Consider the following 16655-nt stretch of genomic DNA (forward strand, 5'->3'; position numbering starts at 1 on the left):
ACTGTGTTTGCCAATGTCGATACCGAGAAGCGTCATCGTGTTCATGAGAGATCCTCCGCCGAAAACGAGAAAAGCCCTGCAAGCGTAAACCTGCAGGGCTTCTCGGTCAGGCTGACCATCTCATTAAGCCCCGCTCTTCTCTCGAAGGCGGGGCTTTTCGTTACAGCATCTAAACCTTAAGGCGCGTACGTCAGCAACAACTCCGCCGGCACTTTGAAGTCCAGGGACATCATCACGCTCAACGCGGTAATGGTGAAGATCGAGAACACGAACAGCTTGCGTGCCCAGACCGTGTCATCCACTGCCTTGTAGCCGGTCCAGGCCATGTACAGCCAGTACATGCCCATGGCCGCGGCGACGGCGAGGTAGCTCATGCCGGCGTAGCCGCTGAAGGTCAGCATCAAGGTCGCCACGAGGAACGCCAGGATGTAGAGCAGGATGTGCTTCTTGGCCACCTGGATGCCGCGCTTCACCGGCAGCACCGGAATCGATGCGGCCAGGTAATCGTTGAAGCGGAAGATCGCGATGGCGTAGGAATGCGGCATCTGCCACAAGCTGAACATCACCAGCAGGGTCAGCGCGGCCATGTCGAAGGTGTTGCTGACTGCGACGTAGCCAATCACCGGCGGCATGGCGCCCGACAGACTGCCCACCAGCGTGCCGTGAACCGACTTGCGCTTGAGGTACAGGCTGTAGAAGCCGACGTAGATCACGAAGCCGATGACTGCGAACAGTGCGGCCAACGGGTTGGCCACCTTGTACAACAGCGCAACGCCGGCGACACCCAGGACGGTCGCGTAGATCAGGGCCAGTTTCAGGGAGATCAAGCCCTGGACCAGCACCCGGTTCTTGGTGCGTTCCATCTTCAGGTCGATGTCGCGGTCGATGCAGTTGTTGAACACGCAACCGGAGGCAACCACCAGGGACGTGCCGATCATGGCGGCCAGGAAGATGGCCAGATCGACATGCCCTTTGGAGGCCAGGAAAAATCCGCCTGCCACAGAAAGCACGTTACCGAAAATGATCCCCGGTTTGGTGATTTGGATAAAGTGCTTGAGGGACATGCGGACTTACCTCACTTCGCCATCATGAACGTGTGGATGCTGAACATGATCCACAGCGACAGGCCAACCAGCAGGACAATCACGATCGCGGCGAAGACAAACGCAATCACGTTGTTTCGCTGCGCGGCCGAACGGTCCAGGTGCAGGAAGTACACCAGGTGCACCAGCACCTGGACGATCGCGAACGCCAGGACGATCAACAGGGTGATCGACTTCGGCAGTGTCGGGTACATCACCAGACCGAATGGAATGGCGGTCAGGATCACCGACAGGATGAAGCCGATGACGTACGACTTGTAGCTGCCGTGACCGGCGTCGTCGTGGCCATGGTGGGAATGAGCTGGGTTAGCCATTTACATAGTCCCCATCAGATAAACAACGGTGAATACGCAGATCCAGACGACGTCCAGGAAGTGCCAGAACAGGCTCAGGCAGCTCAGGCGAGTCTTGTTGGTCGAGGTCAGGCCATGCTTGTTGACCTGATACATCATGATCGCCATCCAGATCAGACCGCTGGTCACGTGCAGACCGTGGGTACCGACCAGGGTGAAGAACCCGGACAGGAAGCCGGAACGGCTAGGGCCGTAGCCTTCGGAGATCAAGATGTGGAACTCGTTGATCTCCATGCCGATGAAGCCCAGGCCGAACAGGAAGGTCATGGCCAACCAGCCCAGGACCTGCTTCTTGTTGCCCCGGTAGAACGCCAGCATGGCGAAGCCGTAGGTGATCGAACTGAACAACAGCAGAGCGGTTTCGCCCAGCACGTATGGCAGTTCGAAGATGTCGTGGCCCGACGGACCACCCGCTACGTTGTTAACCAGTACCGCGTACACAGCGAAGATCGACGCAAACAGAATGCAGTCGGTCATCAGGTAGAGCCAGAAACCGTATACGGTCATCTCGCCCGAGTCGTGGTGGTCATCGTGCCCATGGTCACCATGGGCGTGTCCAACATTGGTCACTAAATTCGACATGGTTTAAGCCTGTTCCAACGAGGTTTCAACACGGGTGGCGGTGGCCGGGATTTTCCCTGCCGCTACCAGGCGCTTGTGCTGCTCGGCTTCGATGCGCTCGATCACGTCGACCGGCACCATATAGCCTTGATCATCACGGGCCGCGTGGATCACGAAGTAGATCACGGTGCCGGCCAGGCTAGCGATTGCCAGCCACCAGATGTGCCAGATCATCGCGAAACCGAACACCGTCAACAGCGCGCCCATGACCACACCGGTGGCGGTGTTGTTAGGCATGTGGATCGGCTGGTACTTGGCCGGGGCCTTGTACGCGGTGCCGTTTTCCTTGGCTTCGGTGAACGGGTCGATGCAGTCGGCTTTCGGCAGCACGGCAAAGTTGTAGAACGGTGGTGGCGACGAGGTCGACCATTCCAGGGTGTGGGCATTCCACGGGTCGCCGTGTTCGCACATGTTTTCCGGCTTGTTGCGGTCACGCACGCTGACGTACAGCTGGATCAGCTGGCAAGCGATACCCACGGCGATCATCACCGCACCGAACATGGCGACGTACAGGTACGGCACCCACTCAGGGTTGGTGGTGGCGTTCAGACGACGGGTCATGCCCATGAAGCCCAGCGCGTAGAGCGGCATGAACGCGACGAAGAAGCCCGAGATCCAGAACCAGAACGCTGCCTTGCCCCAGCCTTCGTGCAGCTTGAAGCCGAACGCTTTAGGGAAGTAGAACGCGAAACCTGCGATGTAACCGAATACCGCACCGCCGATGATCACGTTATGGAAGTGCGCGATCACGAACAGGCTGTTGTGCAGAACGAAGTCAGCACCCGGGATGGCCAGCAGTACGCCGGTCATGCCGCCGATGGCGAAGGTCACCATGAAGCCCAGGGTCCACAGAACCTGGCTGGTGAAACGCAGACGGCCCTGGTAGATGGTGAACAGCCAGTTGAACAGCTTCACACCCGTCGGGATGGAAATCAGCATCGTCGCCAGACCGAAGAAGGCGTTGACGCTGGCACCCGAACCCATGGTGAAGAAGTGGTGCAGCCAAACCATGAAGCCCAGGATCGAGATCGCGCCCGATGCGTAGACCATCGAGTGGTGGCCGAACAGTTTCTTGCCGGTGAAGGTCGAGATGACTTCGGAGAAGATACCGAACGCTGGCAGGATCAGGATGTACACCTCAGGGTGACCCCATGCCCAGAACAGGTTCACGTACATCATCGGATTGCCACCAAGTTCATTGGTGAAAATGTGGAAATCCATGTAACGGTCAAGCGTCAGCAGTGCCAGGGTAGCGGTCAGGATCGGGAACGAGGCCACGATCAGGACGTTGGCCCAGGTGCAGGTCCAGGTGAAGATCGGCATGTCCATCAGCTTCATGCCAGGGGTACGCATTTTCAGCACGGTGGCCAGGAAGTTGACCCCCGTCAGCGTCGTACCCAGGCCGGATAGCTGTAGCGCCCAGATGTAGTAATCCATCCCCACGCCAGGGCTGTATTGCAGACCCGACAGCGGCGGATAGGCAACCCAGCCGGTCTTGGCGAATTCGCCGACGCCCAGGGACAGGTTGATCAGCACCACGCCGGAAACCAGCAGCCAGAAGCTCAGGGAGTTCAGGAACGGGTAGGCAACGTCACGCGCGCCGATCTGCAGCGGCACTGCAAGGTTCATCAGGCCGGTGAAGAATGGCATCGCCATGAAGATGATCATGATCACACCGTGGGCGGTGAAGATCTGGTCATAGTGTTCAGGTGGCAGGTAGCCAGGCGAACCCTCGGTGGCCATGGCCAGCTGGGTACGCATCATGATGGCGTCGGCAAAGCCGCGCAGCAGCATGACCATGGCGACGATGATGTACATCACGCCGATTTTCTTGTGGTCGACCGACGTCAGCCACTCGGTCCACAGGTAGGTCCACTTCTTGAAGTAGGTGATTGCAGCGAACAGCGCCAGACCACCGAGCGCGATCATGGCGATGGTCACCATTACGATCGGCTCGTGGAACGGGACTGCTTCCCAACTTAATTTACCAAACATCGTTTACTCCTCTGCCCCGGCAGCTGAATGCGAGTTCATGTCCATTCCTTGCGTAGCGGCCACTTCTTTCTCTTCTTTCTCGTGCTTCACTTTCGGACCCGGTTTCATGCCTTCGTACTTGTCGACGATGGTCTGGAACAGGTTCGGCGTCACCGAGGAGTAGAGCTCGACTGGGTTGTTCTGGCTTTGCTTGGCAAGGGCTGCGTATTCAGCTTGTTCAAGCTGCTTAGGCGCCTTTTTGACTTCACTTACCCAGGCGTCGAAATCTTCCTGGGAAGTTGCGATCGCTTTGAATTTCATACCGGTGAAACCCGCGCCGCTGTAGTTGGCGGAGATACCGTCCATCTCGGCGTTCTCGTTGGCGATCAGGTGCAGCTTGGTCTGCATGCCCGCCATCGCGTAGATCTGGCCGCCCAGCGCAGGGATGAAGAACGAGTTCATCACGGCGTCGGAAGTGATCTTGAAGTTGATCGGGGTGTGCGCCGGGAACACGATCTTGTTGACCGTGGCGATGCCTTGTTCCGGGTAGATGAACAGCCACTTCCAGTCCAGCGCGACCACTTCGATGGTCACAGGCTTGACGTCGGATTCCAGCGGCTTGTACGGGTCAAGGGCGTGGGTCGACTTGTAGGTGACGTAACCCAGGGCAATGATGATCAGCACTGGAACAGCCCACACCGCGATCTCGATCTTGGTGGAGTGGTTCCATTTCGGGGTGTAGGTAGCGTTGGTGTTGGACGCGCGGTATTTCCAGGCGAACAGGAAGGTCATGATGATGACCGGAACGACGACCAACAGCATCAGCAGCGTTGCGGTGATGATCAGGTTTCGCTCATCCAGACCAACCTGGCCCTTGGGATTGAGCAAGGTCATGTTGCAGCCTGACAGCAGCAACGTGCCGATCAGCGGCAATAAGCCTAGTAGTCTGGGGTACCTGTTTTTACTCATCTCACGACCTCTAAAGCAGCTTGCGCAATGCAGTTGGGTTTTGATCGCCAACACTTCACCCTGCCAAGGGTTGGCATTTTTCTTGGATTGAATAAGGGCATGCCCGTCGTGCGTCAGACGCTGTACGACAAATCCCGGGCCTGCGGTGAGTTCTTATTCGAATACGTGGTCAAAGGCCTTGTTACAGACCAATTCCATTTGGTGCGGGTAGTTGGAGGCTCCGACACCTGGGAATCGCATGAAGCCACCAGACCTCTCGACACCCTGTTTCTGCTCACCCCTGGTTAAGATTTGAGCAGTGCCGGGAATTCAGTGCGGGCGATTGTAGATATGTAACGTTCTATAAACCATGTCTCATCCCGAAATAATTTTTATCCGAACCGGCAACAATCATTAACCGTTTTCGCAAAAGTGGCGCATCTTATCGAAATTAATTCTCAACAAAAACACCAAAATAAGTAGGTCTTCCACCCACGGTTCAGACAGTATCGTGTCCCTCTTCTCGGCCCTTGACCTTGCCCAAGGCCCGATATGACGGGGTCTCTGGCCATTCGCCAGAGCCTGTTAAAACTGCCTGTTCGTGCCCTCAATGGAAAAAACCGGAAGCCTGCAAAACAAGCCAATTTCGTTACGTTTCCATGTACCAATCCGGCCTTCTCGAACGCCCTGCGGCACTCGCTCTGTGACAACATGTCGCACACTTGTCGCACCCTTGATTGCCACCCGTCACAGTCTTTTTACCCAGCCTCTGAAATGTGCTCTGCAAGACAAAAAAAGCCCCGGCCCTCTCTTCGAGGACCGGGGCTTTTTTGTCCGACAATGGGAGGCGGCAGTTGACCTCAGCGCAGCGCTTTGCGGTTACGCGAGGTGAGCAACGGCACCAGCACCACAATCAGCACGAAGGCAACCAGCGCCCACTGTGCCAGCGACAGACCAAGGATCGGCGGGTATGGCGTGGAGCAGAAACCATCGACCTGGAAACCCAGCGGGAAGATCTTCGCCAGCGGCAAGTCATCGACAATCGGTTGCAGCACATCGATGCCGCAGCTGACCGCCGGATAGAACTGCGTATAGACGTGATGCCCGGCAACGCCTGCACCTGCCACTGCACAGATCACCACCAGGGTTTCAAACACCGTGATGCTGCGACGGCCGCGCATGGCCGCGCCGATGAAGGCAAAGATCGCGATCAGCAGCAACGCGTAACGTTGCAGGATGCACAGCGGGCAAGGGGCCTCGCCCAGAACAATTTGCATGTACAGCGCGCCGCCGATCAGCGCCAGGCAAATGATGCCCAAAAACACCAGGTAGCGCCGTTCACGCCCCAACCGCATGGATTCATCGCTCATTGCGTTTCCCTTCAATATTTCGATTGCCCGTCAGTCTACACGCTGGCCCGGACCTTTGAGAGTCTGGAGCATGTGAGGGGGATTCGGGGGGAATAGACGATAAGGCGGTTAAGAAGGGATTAACTTTCTGACTTTTTTCAGTTCAGGACCGAGGTGTGGCATTCGCGAGCAAGCCCGCTCCCACATTGGATCTGTGAACGACACGGACCAATGTGGGAGCGGCGGTGCGGCGATCCGACTTGCTCGCGAAGCAGGCGACTCGGTCCCCCGAGCCGCCGCAACCCCTTACTCCAGCGCCGCCGCCGGCCCGAAGAACTCATAACGGCTTTGCTTCTCCGGTACACCCAATGCCTTGAGGTGGCGTTTGATCGCGACCATGAAGCCTTTTGGCCCCAGGAAATAGGCATCCAGATCGCGCTCTTGCGGCAGCCATTGATGCAACTGCTGCTGGCTCAACAACCCCATCTTGTGCGCCGCCGGGCTCACGCCGTCGTCCTCGGAATAGCAGTAAAAGCGTTTGAGTTGCGGATGACGCTCAGCCAGGCCATCGATCCAGTCGCGGAAGGCATGGACGCTGCCGTTGCGCGCGCAGTGGATGAAATGCACCGGCCGCCGGGTTTCCAGCGCCGCTTCGAGCATCGCCAGGGTCGGGGTGATGCCCACGCCACCGCTGATCAGTACCAGTGGCTTGTCGCTGGCGGTCAGGACGAACTCGCCCGATGGCGGGAACAACTGGATGCTGGCGCCGACATGCAACTGGTCGTGCAGGAAGTTGGAAGCGCGGCCACCGGCCTCGCGCTTGACGCTGATGCGGTACTGGCCTTTGTTTGCCAGCGCCGACAGCGAGTAGTTACGACGGATCTCTTCACCGTCGAGGATCAGTTTCATGCCGATGTACTGGCCGGGTTCTGCCAGCAGGATCGGGCCTTTGTCCGCGGGTTCGAAGTAGAACGAAGTGATCTCGGCGCTCTCCTCGACCTTGTCTGCCACGATGAATTCCCGCGCCCCGCGCCAACCGCCCGGTGCCTGTTCCTTCTGGTCGTAGATGCTGGTTTCGGCACCGATCAGGATGTCCGCCAGTTGACCGTAGGCCGCGCCCCAGGCCGCGATCACTTCAGGAGTGGCGATCTCTTCGCCCAATACTTCGGCGATGGCCCGCAGCAGGCAGCTGCCGACAATCGGATAGTGTTCCGGCAAGATCTGCAGGGCCACGTGCTTGTTGATGATCTTGGCCACCAGGTCGCCCAACTGGTCGAGTTGGTCGATATGGCGCGCATACATCAATACGCCGTTGGCCAGGGCACGCGGCTGATCACCGCTGGCCTGGTGGGCCTGGTTGAACAGCGGGCGGACTTCCGGGTATTCGGAGAGCATCATGCGGTAGAAGTGCGTGATCAGCGCCTCACCACCGCTTTCGAGCAGCGGCACGGTGGATTTGACGATGGCACGGTCTTGAGCGCTCAGCATAAGGTGACTCCTGGTCTTCTTGGGTTGCTAACGGACTACCCTATGCTTATCAGCTTTCGTGCCAACTATTTAATCGTTATAAATCAATAACTTGATAACTAAATAGTCATTTAGACACTGCCTGATTTATAGTCATACCGACTACACGGAGTCACTATGACTGCAAAACCCCTGCTCACTGCTCTGCTGCCCCTGGTCGCCGACCTGTCCCGCGAACTGCCCGAGGGCGAACGTTATCGACGCCTGCTGGAAGCCATGCGCGCCCTGCTCCCGTGCGACGCCGCCGCCCTGCTGCGTCTTGATGGTGAATGGCTGGTGCCGCTGGCCGTCGACGGCTTGAGTACCGACACCCTCGGCCGGCGCTTCAAGGTCAGCGAGCACCCGCGTTTCGAAGCGCTGCTCAGCGGCCCCGGCCCGACCCGGTTCGCTGCCGACAGCGACTTGCCTGACCCCTATGACGGCTTGGTCGATGGCCTGGATGATCATCTGGAAGTCCACGACTGCATGGGTTGCCCGTTGTTCATCGACGAGCGCCCATGGGGCCTGCTGACCCTCGATGCCCTCGACCCGGAGCGCTTCGAACCGATCGAACTGGATGCCCTGCAAGCCTTCGCCAGCCTCGCGGCCGCTACGGTCAACGCCGCCGAGCGCATCGAGCGGTTGAACAACCGGGTCGAAGATGAGCATCAGCGCGCCGAGGTCTACCGCCAGGCCAGCGGCCAGCAGAATCGCGAGATGATTGGCCAGAGCAAGGCCCACAAGCGCCTGGTCGAAGAAATAAGCCTGGTGGGCGGCAGCGACCTGACCGTGTTGATCACCGGCGAAACCGGGGTCGGCAAGGAGTTGGTGGCCCAAGCCATCCATGCCGCCTCGCCCCGCGCCGACAAACCGATCATCAGCCTCAACTGCGCCGCGCTGCCCGACACCCTGGTGGAAAGCGAGTTGTTCGGCCATGTTCGCGGCGCCTTCACCGGGGCGATGAACGACCGCCGTGGCAAGTTCGAACTGGCCAATGGCGGCACGCTGTTCCTTGATGAAGTCGGCGAGTTGTCGCTGACCGTGCAGGCCAAGTTGCTGCGGGTGCTGCAAAGCGGTCAACTGCAGCGACTGGGTTCGGACCAGGAGCATCAGGTCGACGTGCGCCTGATCGCGGCGACCAACCGCGACCTCGCCGAAGAAGTACGCAGCGGCCGTTACCGCGCCGACTTCTACCATCGCCTCAGCGTGTATCCGCTGCTGGTGCCGGCCCTGCGCGATCGCGGGCGCGATGTGCTGCTGCTCAGCGGTTACTTCCTGGAGCAGAACCGCTCGCGCATGGGACTCAACAGCCTGCGCCTGAACAGCGACGCCCAGGCCGCGTTATTGGCCTACGACTGGCCCGGCAATGTGCGCGAGCTTGAACATTTGATCGGCCGCAGCGCCTTGAAAGCCCTGGGCAATTGCAAGGAGCGGCCAAAGATTCTCAGCTTGAGCGCAGCCGACCTCGACTTGCCCAGCGCCAGCGTTGAAACCGCTGCCGAGCAACCCGCCATCGCCGCTGTGGCGTTGGTAGCAGGTGATTTGCGCGAGGCGACCGAAAACTATCAGCGCCAGTTGATCGGTGCCTGCCTGGAGCGGCACAACAACAACTGGGCAAGCGCGGCCCGTGAGCTAGGCTTGGATCGGGCGAATCTGGGGCGGATGGCCAAAAGGCTCGGCATGAAGTGATGACCCCATCGCGAGCAAGCTCGCTCCCACAGGATGAGTGAACGACGACGATCTAATGTGGGGGCGAGCTTGCTCGCGATGGCGTCTTACTGTTCACCGCAATTGTTAAAGCCTGCCCCAAACAAGTCGATAACCCGGCATCGAAGTCATTGGCGATCCCTGGATTGCCCGTCACCTTTTTCCAGAGAAGGTTTATATGTCCTCCACCAAAGCCCGCGCAGACTCACTTTCGCTTCTGCTGTTTACCTTGCGCAGCGGCAAGCTGATGGCGATCAACCTGCTCAAGGTCAGTGAAATCATTCCCTGCCCGCCGCTGACCAGGCTGCCGGAGTCACATCCCCACGTCAAAGGCATCGCCACCCTGCGCGGTGCCTCGCTGTCGGTGATCGACCTCAGCCGAGCCATTGGCGAGCGTCCGCTGGAAGACCCGAACGGCGGCTGCCTGATCGTCACCGACGTCAGCCGCTCCAAGCAGGGCCTGCACGTACAGGCCGTGAGCAAGATCGTCCATTGCCTGACCACCGACATCCGCCCGCCGCCCTTCGGCTCCGGTGGTTCGCGTGCCTACATCACTGGCGTGACGTCGGTCGATGGCACCCTGGTACAAGTGCTGGACATCGAAAAAGTCATCCATGGCATCGCCCCGGCACAAATCGAAATGGCGCCGACCGAACTGAGCATGGAAGACGCCGAACTGCTCGGCAACGCGCGCATCCTGGTGGTCGATGACAGCCAGGTCGCCTTGCAGCAATCGGTGCACACCCTGCGTAACCTCGGCCTGCAGTGCCATACGGCCCGCAGCGCCAAGGAAGCCATCGACTGCCTGCTGGACCTGCAAGGCACCGCGCAGCAGATCAACCTGATCGTCTCGGACATCGAGATGTCGGAGATGGACGGTTACGCCTTCACCCGCACCTTGCGGGAAACCCCGGATTTCGCGCATCTTTATGTGCTGCTGCACACCTCGCTGGACAGTGCGATGAACGCCGAGAAAGCACGACTGGCGGGGGCGAACGCTGTGCTGACCAAGTTTTCTTCGCCGGAATTGACCCAGTGTCTGATCACCGCGGCCAAGGCTGTCGCCGAACAGGGTTATTGAGTGTTGACCGAAGAATTCTGCTGGCTGATGCGGCGTGACCTCTCTGTCGTCGTGCCGCCCCCTGATTGGCCAACCGGCCTGCAACTGAGCGAATACCGCCCCGAACTGGGCGCCGCCGTGCACCGGTTGATGGAGTTCGGTTATCTCGACGGCGGTGGTCGCGTAGCCGCGCTGGACATGTGGCAACGGCAGTTCGAAACCGATCCGGAATATGACCCGGCCCTGTGCTTCATTGCCCTGGATGCCGAGGAAGTGGTCGGCGTTTGCCAGTGCTGGACCAGTGCCTATATCAAGAACCTGGTGGTGCACCCGCGGTTTCAGGGTCGGGGGTTGGGGCGTGCGCTGTTGTTGCAGGCGTTCAAGATGTTCCAGCAGCGGCATGAAGGTTTCGTGGACCTGAAGGTACGTGAAGACAACCTTCGGGCGCGGCGCTTGTATGAAAGCGTCGGGATGCGCGCGGTTCGCCGGGAGCCGGTTCCGCTCTGACACACCGCCATCGCGAGCAGGCTCGCTTGTATGCTTAGACTTGAAGGGGTGGGCTTGCTCGCGAAGAGGCCAGCAAAGTCTCCATCTAGCTTTCAGGCATACTCCTGCCTTGGTCACTGAGCCCAAGGAAGCCTGAACCATGAAAGCTGCGCCCCTGATTCTATTCTGCCTCACCGCCCTCACCTCCCAGGCCCACGCCTCCAGCCCCGACGCCTGGGCCACCTACGACAAAGCCGTACTCACCAGTTGCACCAAGGCCAGCGGCCTGAAGGACAGCAAACCGGTCGGCAACGCCGCGCAGTTCGATGACCGGGTCGGCTACACCGCGCTCCTGCTTCAGGGCCAGTACCCGCAAAAGCACATGAAAGGCGCACAAGGCACCGAGTTGTGCCTGTACAACAAAAAGAGCAAAACCGCATACGTCACCGAATGGGACTCCATCCGCCCGGCCGGCAAGGCACACTGAGTGGCGCATAATTTGCTTCGACAGCGGCCTTTGCGGCGGCATTCTGTCGCCGTTTCATGCCCTGTGACGCGAACGAACGCTCGATGAATACAACGTTTTCCTGTGTAGGCTGCGGCAAATGCTGTAACGACCACCATGTGCCCCTGACTCTGGGCGAAGCCCGGATGTGGGCAGCCGATGGCGGTCAGGTGATCGTGCTGGTGGAAGCGTTTCTGGGCAATGGCCTGGGTCTGCCGGTGCACCAACGGGAACACGCCGAACGCCGTTCGGCGGCAGTGCGCAGCGGTGAATCCGAGGCGTACGTGGCCATCACCTTCGCCGCCTACAATGTCGGTCCCTGCCGAAATCTTGACGAAGACAACCTCTGTCGCATCTACGAACGCCGGCCGCTGGTGTGCCGTATCTATCCGATGGAAATCAATCCACACATACCTCTGAACACCGCCATGAAGGAATGTCCGCCTGAGTCGTGGGAAAAAGGACCGGAGCTGATTGTTGGTGGTGAGCTGGTCGACCGGGGATTGTCGGAAGTGATCCAGCGCTCCCGTCAGGCGGATCGTGATGAGATTCTGATGAAGGATGCAATTTGTGCGTTGCTGGGGATTCGCACGACGGCCCTGAAGGGCGACGGGTTTACTGCTTATCTGCCGGATATGGCGGAATTTGCCGCGATCATCGACGACCTGGACGGGCAAACGTTGCCGCAGTGGAGCAGCGAATGGCGGTTTCATGTGTCGGGGGATGATATTGCCGGGCAAGTGCTGGCCGTAGGTGCGCAAGTGACGGCGGATGCGCTGACGAATTACTCGTTTATTTCGTTGCGGGCGACTTGATTCGGAATTTGCAGTGTTTGTACCGGCCCCTTCGCGAGCAAGCCCGCTCCCACTGGAGGAATGCATTCCAAATGTGGGAGCGGGCTTGCTCGCGAAGACGGCAGATCAGTCACTGCAGACTTAAGAACTCAGCGCTTACCCATCGACCGGCGAGTCCCTGGCGGTGCCATGCCCGGCGTTTTGGTGTGGCCGTTCTTGGCGCCGTTCTTGTACCACGGCTGGTTGGAACCCTTGGCGGCCGCCAGCTCACCCGGCTTGAACGGGAATTTGAAGGCCGGGATCCCGGCTTTGGATTCGCTGTCGGCGCTGGAGTCGACGCTGTCTGGCAGCTCTGCCTGCACGTCGTTCAGGGCGTCGGCGACCGGCGGTTGTTTCGGGGAAGTCATGAAAGCTCCGGGTGGTGCATGAAATGTCGGGCCCGGTGAGCGGGCCGCATGCCACAGTATAAGAAGTGCGGCAGTATAACTGGATGGAGCACGACAAGCTGCAAGCTTGCATAGACCGCCTGACGACTCGCACAAATCCCGCGAAGAATGTTAGCGTGCTCATCATTCTTCACCGCCCGACGAGCCCGCCCGCCCATGAAAAAGACCGTCCTTGCATTCAGCCGCGTCACTCCACCAATGATCGAACGCCTGCAACAGGATTTCGACGTCATCGTGCCGAATCCGAAAAACGGCGACATCAACGCCCAATTCAACGAAGCCCTGCCCCACGCCCACGGCTTGATCGGCGTCGGTCGCAAACTCGGCCGCGCTCAATTGGAAAACGCCACCACGCTGGAAGTGGTATCCAGTGTCTCGGTGGGCTACGACAACTATGACCTGGCCTACTTCAACGAACGCGGGATCATGCTGACCAACACGCCGGATGTGCTCACCGAAAGCACCGCCGACCTGGCGTTTGCCCTGTTGATGAGCAGCGCGCGCCGCGTCGCCGAACTGGATGCCTGGACCAAGGCCGGGCAATGGCAGGCCACTGTCGGTGCGCAGCTGTTCGGTTGCGATGTGCATGGCAAGACGCTGGGCATTGTCGGCATGGGCAACATCGGTGCGGCCATCGCCCGACGCGGTCGCCTGGGGTTCAACATGCCGGTCATCTACAGCGGCAACAGCCGCAAGACCGAACTGGAACAGGAGCTCGGCGCGCAGTTCCGCAGCCTTGATCAACTGCTGGCCGAGGCCGATTTCGTGTGCCTGGTGGTGCCGCTCAGCGAGAAAACCAAACACTTGATCAGCCATCGCGAACTGGCGCTGATGAAACCAGGCGCCATCCTGGTGAACATTGCCCGCGGCCCGGTGGTGGATGAGCCGGCACTGATCGAAGCGCTGCAAAACAACCGCATTCGTGGTGCCGGACTGGACGTTTACGAAAAAGAACCGCTGGCCGAGTCCCCACTGTTCCAGTTGAAAAATGCCGTGACCTTGCCGCACATTGGCTCGGCCACCCATGAGACCCGCGATGCCATGGCCAACCGTGCCCTGGCCAACCTGCGCAGTGCGCTGTTGGGGGAACGCCCACAGGACCTGGTCAACCCGCAAGTCTGGAAGGGTTGAAAAAAGGGCAGGCGTTAAAAGCGCCTGCCCTTAAATACAAAAAACAAAAACAATATCACTCTAAACCTGTAAAAAAACTGTCTGAATACACACCCTGCAATTCAGTCAACAAACAAACAACAAAACCACCCACTAGACTCTCCTTACTTTTCCAGGCACAACGGAAACAATAAAGGAGATCACCACCTTGAATCAACTTACGACAAATAAAGTCATACGCTTCAGCAAAGCCACATTAATGTTATTCATAAGCATTTTTGGATTGCTGGTGATGTACAGCAACTTCACAGACTACGCAACCAACTACGAAAACATCAGTAACATCCTGAGCATGGAGAGCACGGGTGACGACGAGAAGTACAGCTACAGGGCCATTACCTCGCACATACTCCATCACCGTATCTACTGGCTCATCATTACACTCGAGGTTATCTACACGCTCTTTTTCATGATCGGAACCTGTTATCTTTATAAAAACCTGAATAGCAGCGCAGAAGAATTCCATGAAGCCAAGAAGCCCGCGATTATTGGACTGCTCATTGCGCTCTTGCTTTACTATGTCGGCTTTCAAGTTATCGGCGTGGAATGGTTCAACATGGACCAGTCACAAGCCTGGAATTACAAAGACTGGACCCGGCATATTGTCGATTTCATACTACCGCTGCTGATTTATATTGCGATCAAAGTCGAGCACTGAGGACTTCAGCGCTCGATGAACGTCATCTCAAGCGAGCTTGCTACTCCCCTGTACCAAGCGTGGTTTGGGCTTGCGAAACACCAGTACGTTACCCGACATCACCAATACCAGCCCCAACAGCGCCGGCATCGTCCACTGATACCCCTCGGCGAACGCCGACACGTTGAGTGCCACCACTGGAAACAGCACTGTGCAGTACGCAGCCCGCTCTGGCCCCATGCGGCCGACCAGGGTCAGGTAGGCGGTGAAACCGATCACCGATCCCGGAATCACCAGGTACAACAGTGACCCGATGTAACGCGTGCTCATCTCCATGTCGAAGGGAATGCCTTTGACCAGGCACCACACGGTTAGCATCGCTGCCCCGTAAGCCATGCCCCAGGCATTGGTGGTCAGCGGTTTGAGACCGGCCTTCTGTTGCAGGCTCGAAAGCATGTTGCCCGCCGAGAAACACAAGGTGCCGCACAGGGCCAGACCAAGGCCGAGCAAGGTTTCCGGGCTGGCGGTATGCCCGGCCAGCTCCGGCCAGAACAGCAGCCCCAGCCCAAGCAGGCCCAACGCACCGCCCATCAGCACATTGCGGGCAATTCTCTGACCGAAGAACACCCGCGCGTTAAGGGCATTCCACAGAGTGGCGGTGGAAAACACCACGGCCACCAGACCGCTGGGGATCCACTGGCTCGCGGTGAGGAAGCACATGAAGTTGACGCAGAACAGGCACAAGCCTTGAGCCAGGCAGATCAGATGCCCGCGACGGTTCATCACTTGCAGGCGTCGGCTGAGCAGCAGGATCACGAACAGCACCAGTGCGGCGAGGCCGAAGCGATACACGATCGACACGGGAATGGCCACCACGCCCAGTTGCCATTTCAAGGCAATCCAGGTGGTACCCCAGATCAGCACGGTCAGCAGGTACAAAGAAAGGTTCATGACTAAGGCTCCTCGCTAGGTGCCCAGTGTCCGGCGCCACACCTGGGCGCACTTGCATAAACTTGCGCTTTTGTCTGGCGACAGGCTGGCAGGCGCACGTCTACGGAGTAGGATGCGAGGCGTTGGATGCAGGTGTTAGAGAGCAACGATCATGGCGGCACTGGATACCCTACAAGTCTTTCAAGCCCTCAACCGCTCGCCGAATGCTCGCCTTGAGCACAGCGCCGAGCTCGGTGACGGCTTGTCTGCAGCCTTGTGGAGCAATCACCATGACGCTCAGGAATACGAAGCGCCCAGCCACCACACGTTGTCCTGTTACCTTGCCGGCGGCACCGGCACCTTTCGCCGCGACCAGCCCGGCAACAAGGGTGGTCCGGACAAACTGTGCATCCTCCCCGCCGATCACCAGTCAGGCTGGGTGATCAATGGCGATATTCGCCTGGCACACCTGTATTTCAGCCCCGAACAATTTGCCCTTGGCTGCGTCACCCTGCTCGATCGCGAGCCCCGGGAAATGCAGCTGCGCGAGCAGACCTTTCTCGATGATCCGCAGCAGGCGCTGCGCTTTCGGCAGTTGGTCGCCTTGAACTGGGGCGAGCCGGGCGAGCGCCTGCTCACCAGCAGCCTGGCGCACGAACTGCTCAGCCATGCCCTGCTCAGCCAGGTCAACGTGCGTCAGGGCTTGCGCCTTAAAGGCGGGCTGGCCGCGCACCAGCGCCGGCATCTGGTGGAGTTCATCGACAGCCATCTGGACGAGGCCATCAGCCTCGGTCAATTGGCGGCGTTGTGCGCGTTGTCCGAATACCACTTCGCGCGGATGTTCCGCGAAAGCTTCGGCTTGCCACCCCATCAGTATGTGCTGGCGCGGCGCCTTGAACGGGCGCGGGAGTTGCTGCGCACGACCTCGCAACCATTGGGGGAGATTGCACTGGCTTGCGGTTTTGCCAGCGCCAGCCATTTCACCAACCGGTTTCGCCAGTCACTTGGCGGGACGCCCGGTGAATATCGACAGGCGTTTTTGCGCTAGGCCCGATTTTTTATCGCC

The 16655-nt window shown here is 59.0% G+C and carries 19 protein-coding genes; 10 read left to right on the forward strand and 9 right to left on the reverse strand.

Features of this window, described 5'->3' with window-relative positions; genetic code table 11:
- On the forward strand, positions 1-180 hold a 180-nt coding region (locus KGB29_RS23135), incomplete at its 5' end, for a hypothetical protein (RefSeq protein WP_223473837.1).
- Here KGB29_RS23135 and cyoE read toward each other — a convergent pair.
- The 5 genes from cyoE to cyoA are packed head-to-tail and all read right to left on the reverse strand — an operon-like array spanning position 177 to position 5020.
- On the reverse strand, positions 177-1064 hold the full coding sequence (cyoE, locus tag KGB29_RS23140) for a heme o synthase (protein ID WP_057716357.1): 888 nt from the start codon (positions 1062-1064) through the stop codon (positions 177-179). The genes KGB29_RS23135 and cyoE overlap by 4 nt on opposite strands.
- A gap of 11 nt (positions 1065-1075) precedes the next feature.
- On the reverse strand, positions 1076-1417 hold the full coding sequence (gene cyoD / locus KGB29_RS23145) for a cytochrome o ubiquinol oxidase subunit IV (protein WP_090453161.1): 342 nt from the start codon (positions 1415-1417) through the stop codon (positions 1076-1078).
- Entirely contained in the window at positions 1418-2038 is a 621-nt protein-coding gene (locus KGB29_RS23150) for a cytochrome o ubiquinol oxidase subunit III (RefSeq protein ID WP_030128695.1), read from the reverse strand.
- A 3-nt stretch (positions 2039-2041) separates the two neighbouring features.
- On the reverse strand, positions 2042-4072 hold the full coding sequence (gene cyoB / locus KGB29_RS23155; RefSeq protein ID WP_015093557.1) for a cytochrome o ubiquinol oxidase subunit I: 2031 nt from the start codon (positions 4070-4072) through the stop codon (positions 2042-2044).
- Between the two features lie 3 nt (positions 4073-4075).
- The gene (gene cyoA / locus KGB29_RS23160) at positions 4076-5020 is read right to left on the reverse strand and encodes a ubiquinol oxidase subunit II (RefSeq protein ID WP_057716359.1); all 945 of its coding nucleotides are present in this window, start codon (positions 5018-5020) and stop codon (positions 4076-4078) included.
- 27 nt (positions 5021-5047) lie between these two features.
- Here cyoA and KGB29_RS23165 point away from each other — a divergent pair, with 27 nt between their 5' ends.
- Positions 5048-5308, forward strand: a complete 261-nt coding sequence (locus tag KGB29_RS23165; protein ID WP_102669135.1) for a hypothetical protein — start codon at positions 5048-5050, stop codon at positions 5306-5308.
- 551 nt (positions 5309-5859) lie between these two features.
- Here KGB29_RS23165 and KGB29_RS23170 read toward each other — a convergent pair.
- Entirely contained in the window at positions 5860-6369 is a 510-nt protein-coding gene (locus tag KGB29_RS23170) for a disulfide bond formation protein B (protein WP_102669134.1), read from the reverse strand.
- A 285-nt stretch (positions 6370-6654) separates the two neighbouring features.
- Entirely contained in the window at positions 6655-7836 is a 1182-nt protein-coding gene (gene hmpA, locus KGB29_RS23175; protein WP_150815166.1) for an NO-inducible flavohemoprotein, read from the reverse strand.
- 156 nt (positions 7837-7992) lie between these two features.
- Here hmpA and norR point away from each other — a divergent pair, with 156 nt between their 5' ends.
- The 5 genes from norR (at position 7993) to KGB29_RS23200 (ending at position 12427) form a co-directional block, all read left to right on the forward strand.
- Entirely contained in the window at positions 7993-9543 is a 1551-nt protein-coding gene (gene norR / locus KGB29_RS23180; RefSeq protein WP_150815167.1) for a nitric oxide reductase transcriptional regulator NorR, read from the forward strand.
- Between the two features lie 196 nt (positions 9544-9739).
- On the forward strand, positions 9740-10642 hold the full coding sequence (locus tag KGB29_RS23185; RefSeq protein ID WP_150815168.1) for a chemotaxis protein CheV: 903 nt from the start codon (positions 9740-9742) through the stop codon (positions 10640-10642).
- A gap of 27 nt (positions 10643-10669) precedes the next feature.
- The gene (locus KGB29_RS23190; RefSeq protein ID WP_174245533.1) at positions 10670-11128 is read left to right on the forward strand and encodes a GNAT family N-acetyltransferase; all 459 of its coding nucleotides are present in this window, start codon (positions 10670-10672) and stop codon (positions 11126-11128) included.
- 139 nt (positions 11129-11267) lie between these two features.
- Entirely contained in the window at positions 11268-11594 is a 327-nt protein-coding gene (locus tag KGB29_RS23195; protein ID WP_150815344.1) for a hypothetical protein, read from the forward strand.
- A gap of 83 nt (positions 11595-11677) precedes the next feature.
- Positions 11678-12427 (forward strand): YkgJ family cysteine cluster protein, encoded by a 750-nt coding sequence (locus KGB29_RS23200; RefSeq protein WP_150815343.1) that lies wholly within the window; start codon positions 11678-11680, stop codon positions 12425-12427.
- 128 nt (positions 12428-12555) lie between these two features.
- On the opposite strand, the gene KGB29_RS23205 is transcribed toward KGB29_RS23200, so the two are convergent.
- On the reverse strand, positions 12556-12813 hold the full coding sequence (locus KGB29_RS23205; RefSeq protein ID WP_090453154.1) for a hypothetical protein: 258 nt from the start codon (positions 12811-12813) through the stop codon (positions 12556-12558).
- Between the two features lie 195 nt (positions 12814-13008).
- Between KGB29_RS23205 and KGB29_RS23210 the strand changes: the two genes are divergently transcribed.
- Both KGB29_RS23210 and KGB29_RS23215 read left to right on the forward strand, forming a co-directional pair.
- Positions 13009-13983 (forward strand): 2-hydroxyacid dehydrogenase, encoded by a 975-nt coding sequence (locus KGB29_RS23210; RefSeq protein WP_102669128.1) that lies wholly within the window; start codon positions 13009-13011, stop codon positions 13981-13983.
- Positions 13984-14170: 187 nt separating this feature from the next.
- The gene (locus KGB29_RS23215; protein WP_150815342.1) at positions 14171-14680 is read left to right on the forward strand and encodes a DUF2165 domain-containing protein; all 510 of its coding nucleotides are present in this window, start codon (positions 14171-14173) and stop codon (positions 14678-14680) included.
- 27 nt (positions 14681-14707) lie between these two features.
- Here the strand turns inward: KGB29_RS23215 and KGB29_RS23220 are convergent, their stop codons facing one another.
- Positions 14708-15610 carry a DMT family transporter gene (locus tag KGB29_RS23220; RefSeq protein WP_057716370.1) on the reverse strand — a complete coding sequence of 301 codons (903 nt, stop codon included), beginning with the start codon at positions 15608-15610 and terminating at the stop codon, positions 14708-14710.
- A gap of 151 nt (positions 15611-15761) precedes the next feature.
- Between KGB29_RS23220 and KGB29_RS23225 the strand changes: the two genes are divergently transcribed.
- Positions 15762-16637, forward strand: coding sequence for a helix-turn-helix domain-containing protein (locus tag KGB29_RS23225; RefSeq protein WP_154861621.1), 876 nt, complete (start codon positions 15762-15764; stop codon positions 16635-16637).
- The last annotated feature ends 18 nt before the right edge of the window (positions 16638-16655 follow it).

The sequence above is a fragment of the Pseudomonas sp. BF-B-30 genome, from assembly GCF_019956305.1.
GTDB classification, from domain to species: domain Bacteria; phylum Pseudomonadota; class Gammaproteobacteria; order Pseudomonadales; family Pseudomonadaceae; genus Aquipseudomonas; species Aquipseudomonas jessenii.

Coding starts and splice junctions, on each gene's coding strand:
- KGB29_RS23205 (WP_090453154.1), bottom strand. CDS start 12,813: ATGACTTCCCCGAAACAACCGCCGGTCGCCGACGCCCTGAACGACGTG.
- norR (WP_150815167.1), top strand. CDS start 7,993: ATGACTGCAAAACCCCTGCTCACTGCTCTGCTGCCCCTGGTCGCCGAC.
- cyoB (WP_015093557.1), bottom strand. CDS start 4,072: ATGTTTGGTAAATTAAGTTGGGAAGCAGTCCCGTTCCACGAGCCGATC.
- KGB29_RS23165 (WP_102669135.1), top strand. CDS start 5,048: ATGCAGTTGGGTTTTGATCGCCAACACTTCACCCTGCCAAGGGTTGGC.
- KGB29_RS23170 (WP_102669134.1), bottom strand. CDS start 6,369: ATGAGCGATGAATCCATGCGGTTGGGGCGTGAACGGCGCTACCTGGTG.
- cyoA (WP_057716359.1), bottom strand. CDS start 5,020: ATGAGTAAAAACAGGTACCCCAGACTACTAGGCTTATTGCCGCTGATC.
- KGB29_RS23185 (WP_150815168.1), top strand. CDS start 9,740: ATGTCCTCCACCAAAGCCCGCGCAGACTCACTTTCGCTTCTGCTGTTT.
- cyoE (WP_057716357.1), bottom strand. CDS start 1,064: ATGTCCCTCAAGCACTTTATCCAAATCACCAAACCGGGGATCATTTTC.
- KGB29_RS23210 (WP_102669128.1), top strand. CDS start 13,009: ATGAAAAAGACCGTCCTTGCATTCAGCCGCGTCACTCCACCAATGATC.
- KGB29_RS23150 (WP_030128695.1), bottom strand. CDS start 2,038: ATGTCGAATTTAGTGACCAATGTTGGACACGCCCATGGTGACCATGGG.
- cyoD (WP_090453161.1), bottom strand. CDS start 1,417: ATGGCTAACCCAGCTCATTCCCACCATGGCCACGACGACGCCGGTCAC.
- KGB29_RS23220 (WP_057716370.1), bottom strand. CDS start 15,610: ATGAACCTTTCTTTGTACCTGCTGACCGTGCTGATCTGGGGTACCACC.
- KGB29_RS23200 (WP_150815343.1), top strand. CDS start 11,678: ATGAATACAACGTTTTCCTGTGTAGGCTGCGGCAAATGCTGTAACGAC.
- KGB29_RS23195 (WP_150815344.1), top strand. CDS start 11,268: ATGAAAGCTGCGCCCCTGATTCTATTCTGCCTCACCGCCCTCACCTCC.
- KGB29_RS23225 (WP_154861621.1), top strand. CDS start 15,762: ATGGCGGCACTGGATACCCTACAAGTCTTTCAAGCCCTCAACCGCTCG.
- KGB29_RS23190 (WP_174245533.1), top strand. CDS start 10,670: ATGCGGCGTGACCTCTCTGTCGTCGTGCCGCCCCCTGATTGGCCAACC.
- hmpA (WP_150815166.1), bottom strand. CDS start 7,836: ATGCTGAGCGCTCAAGACCGTGCCATCGTCAAATCCACCGTGCCGCTG.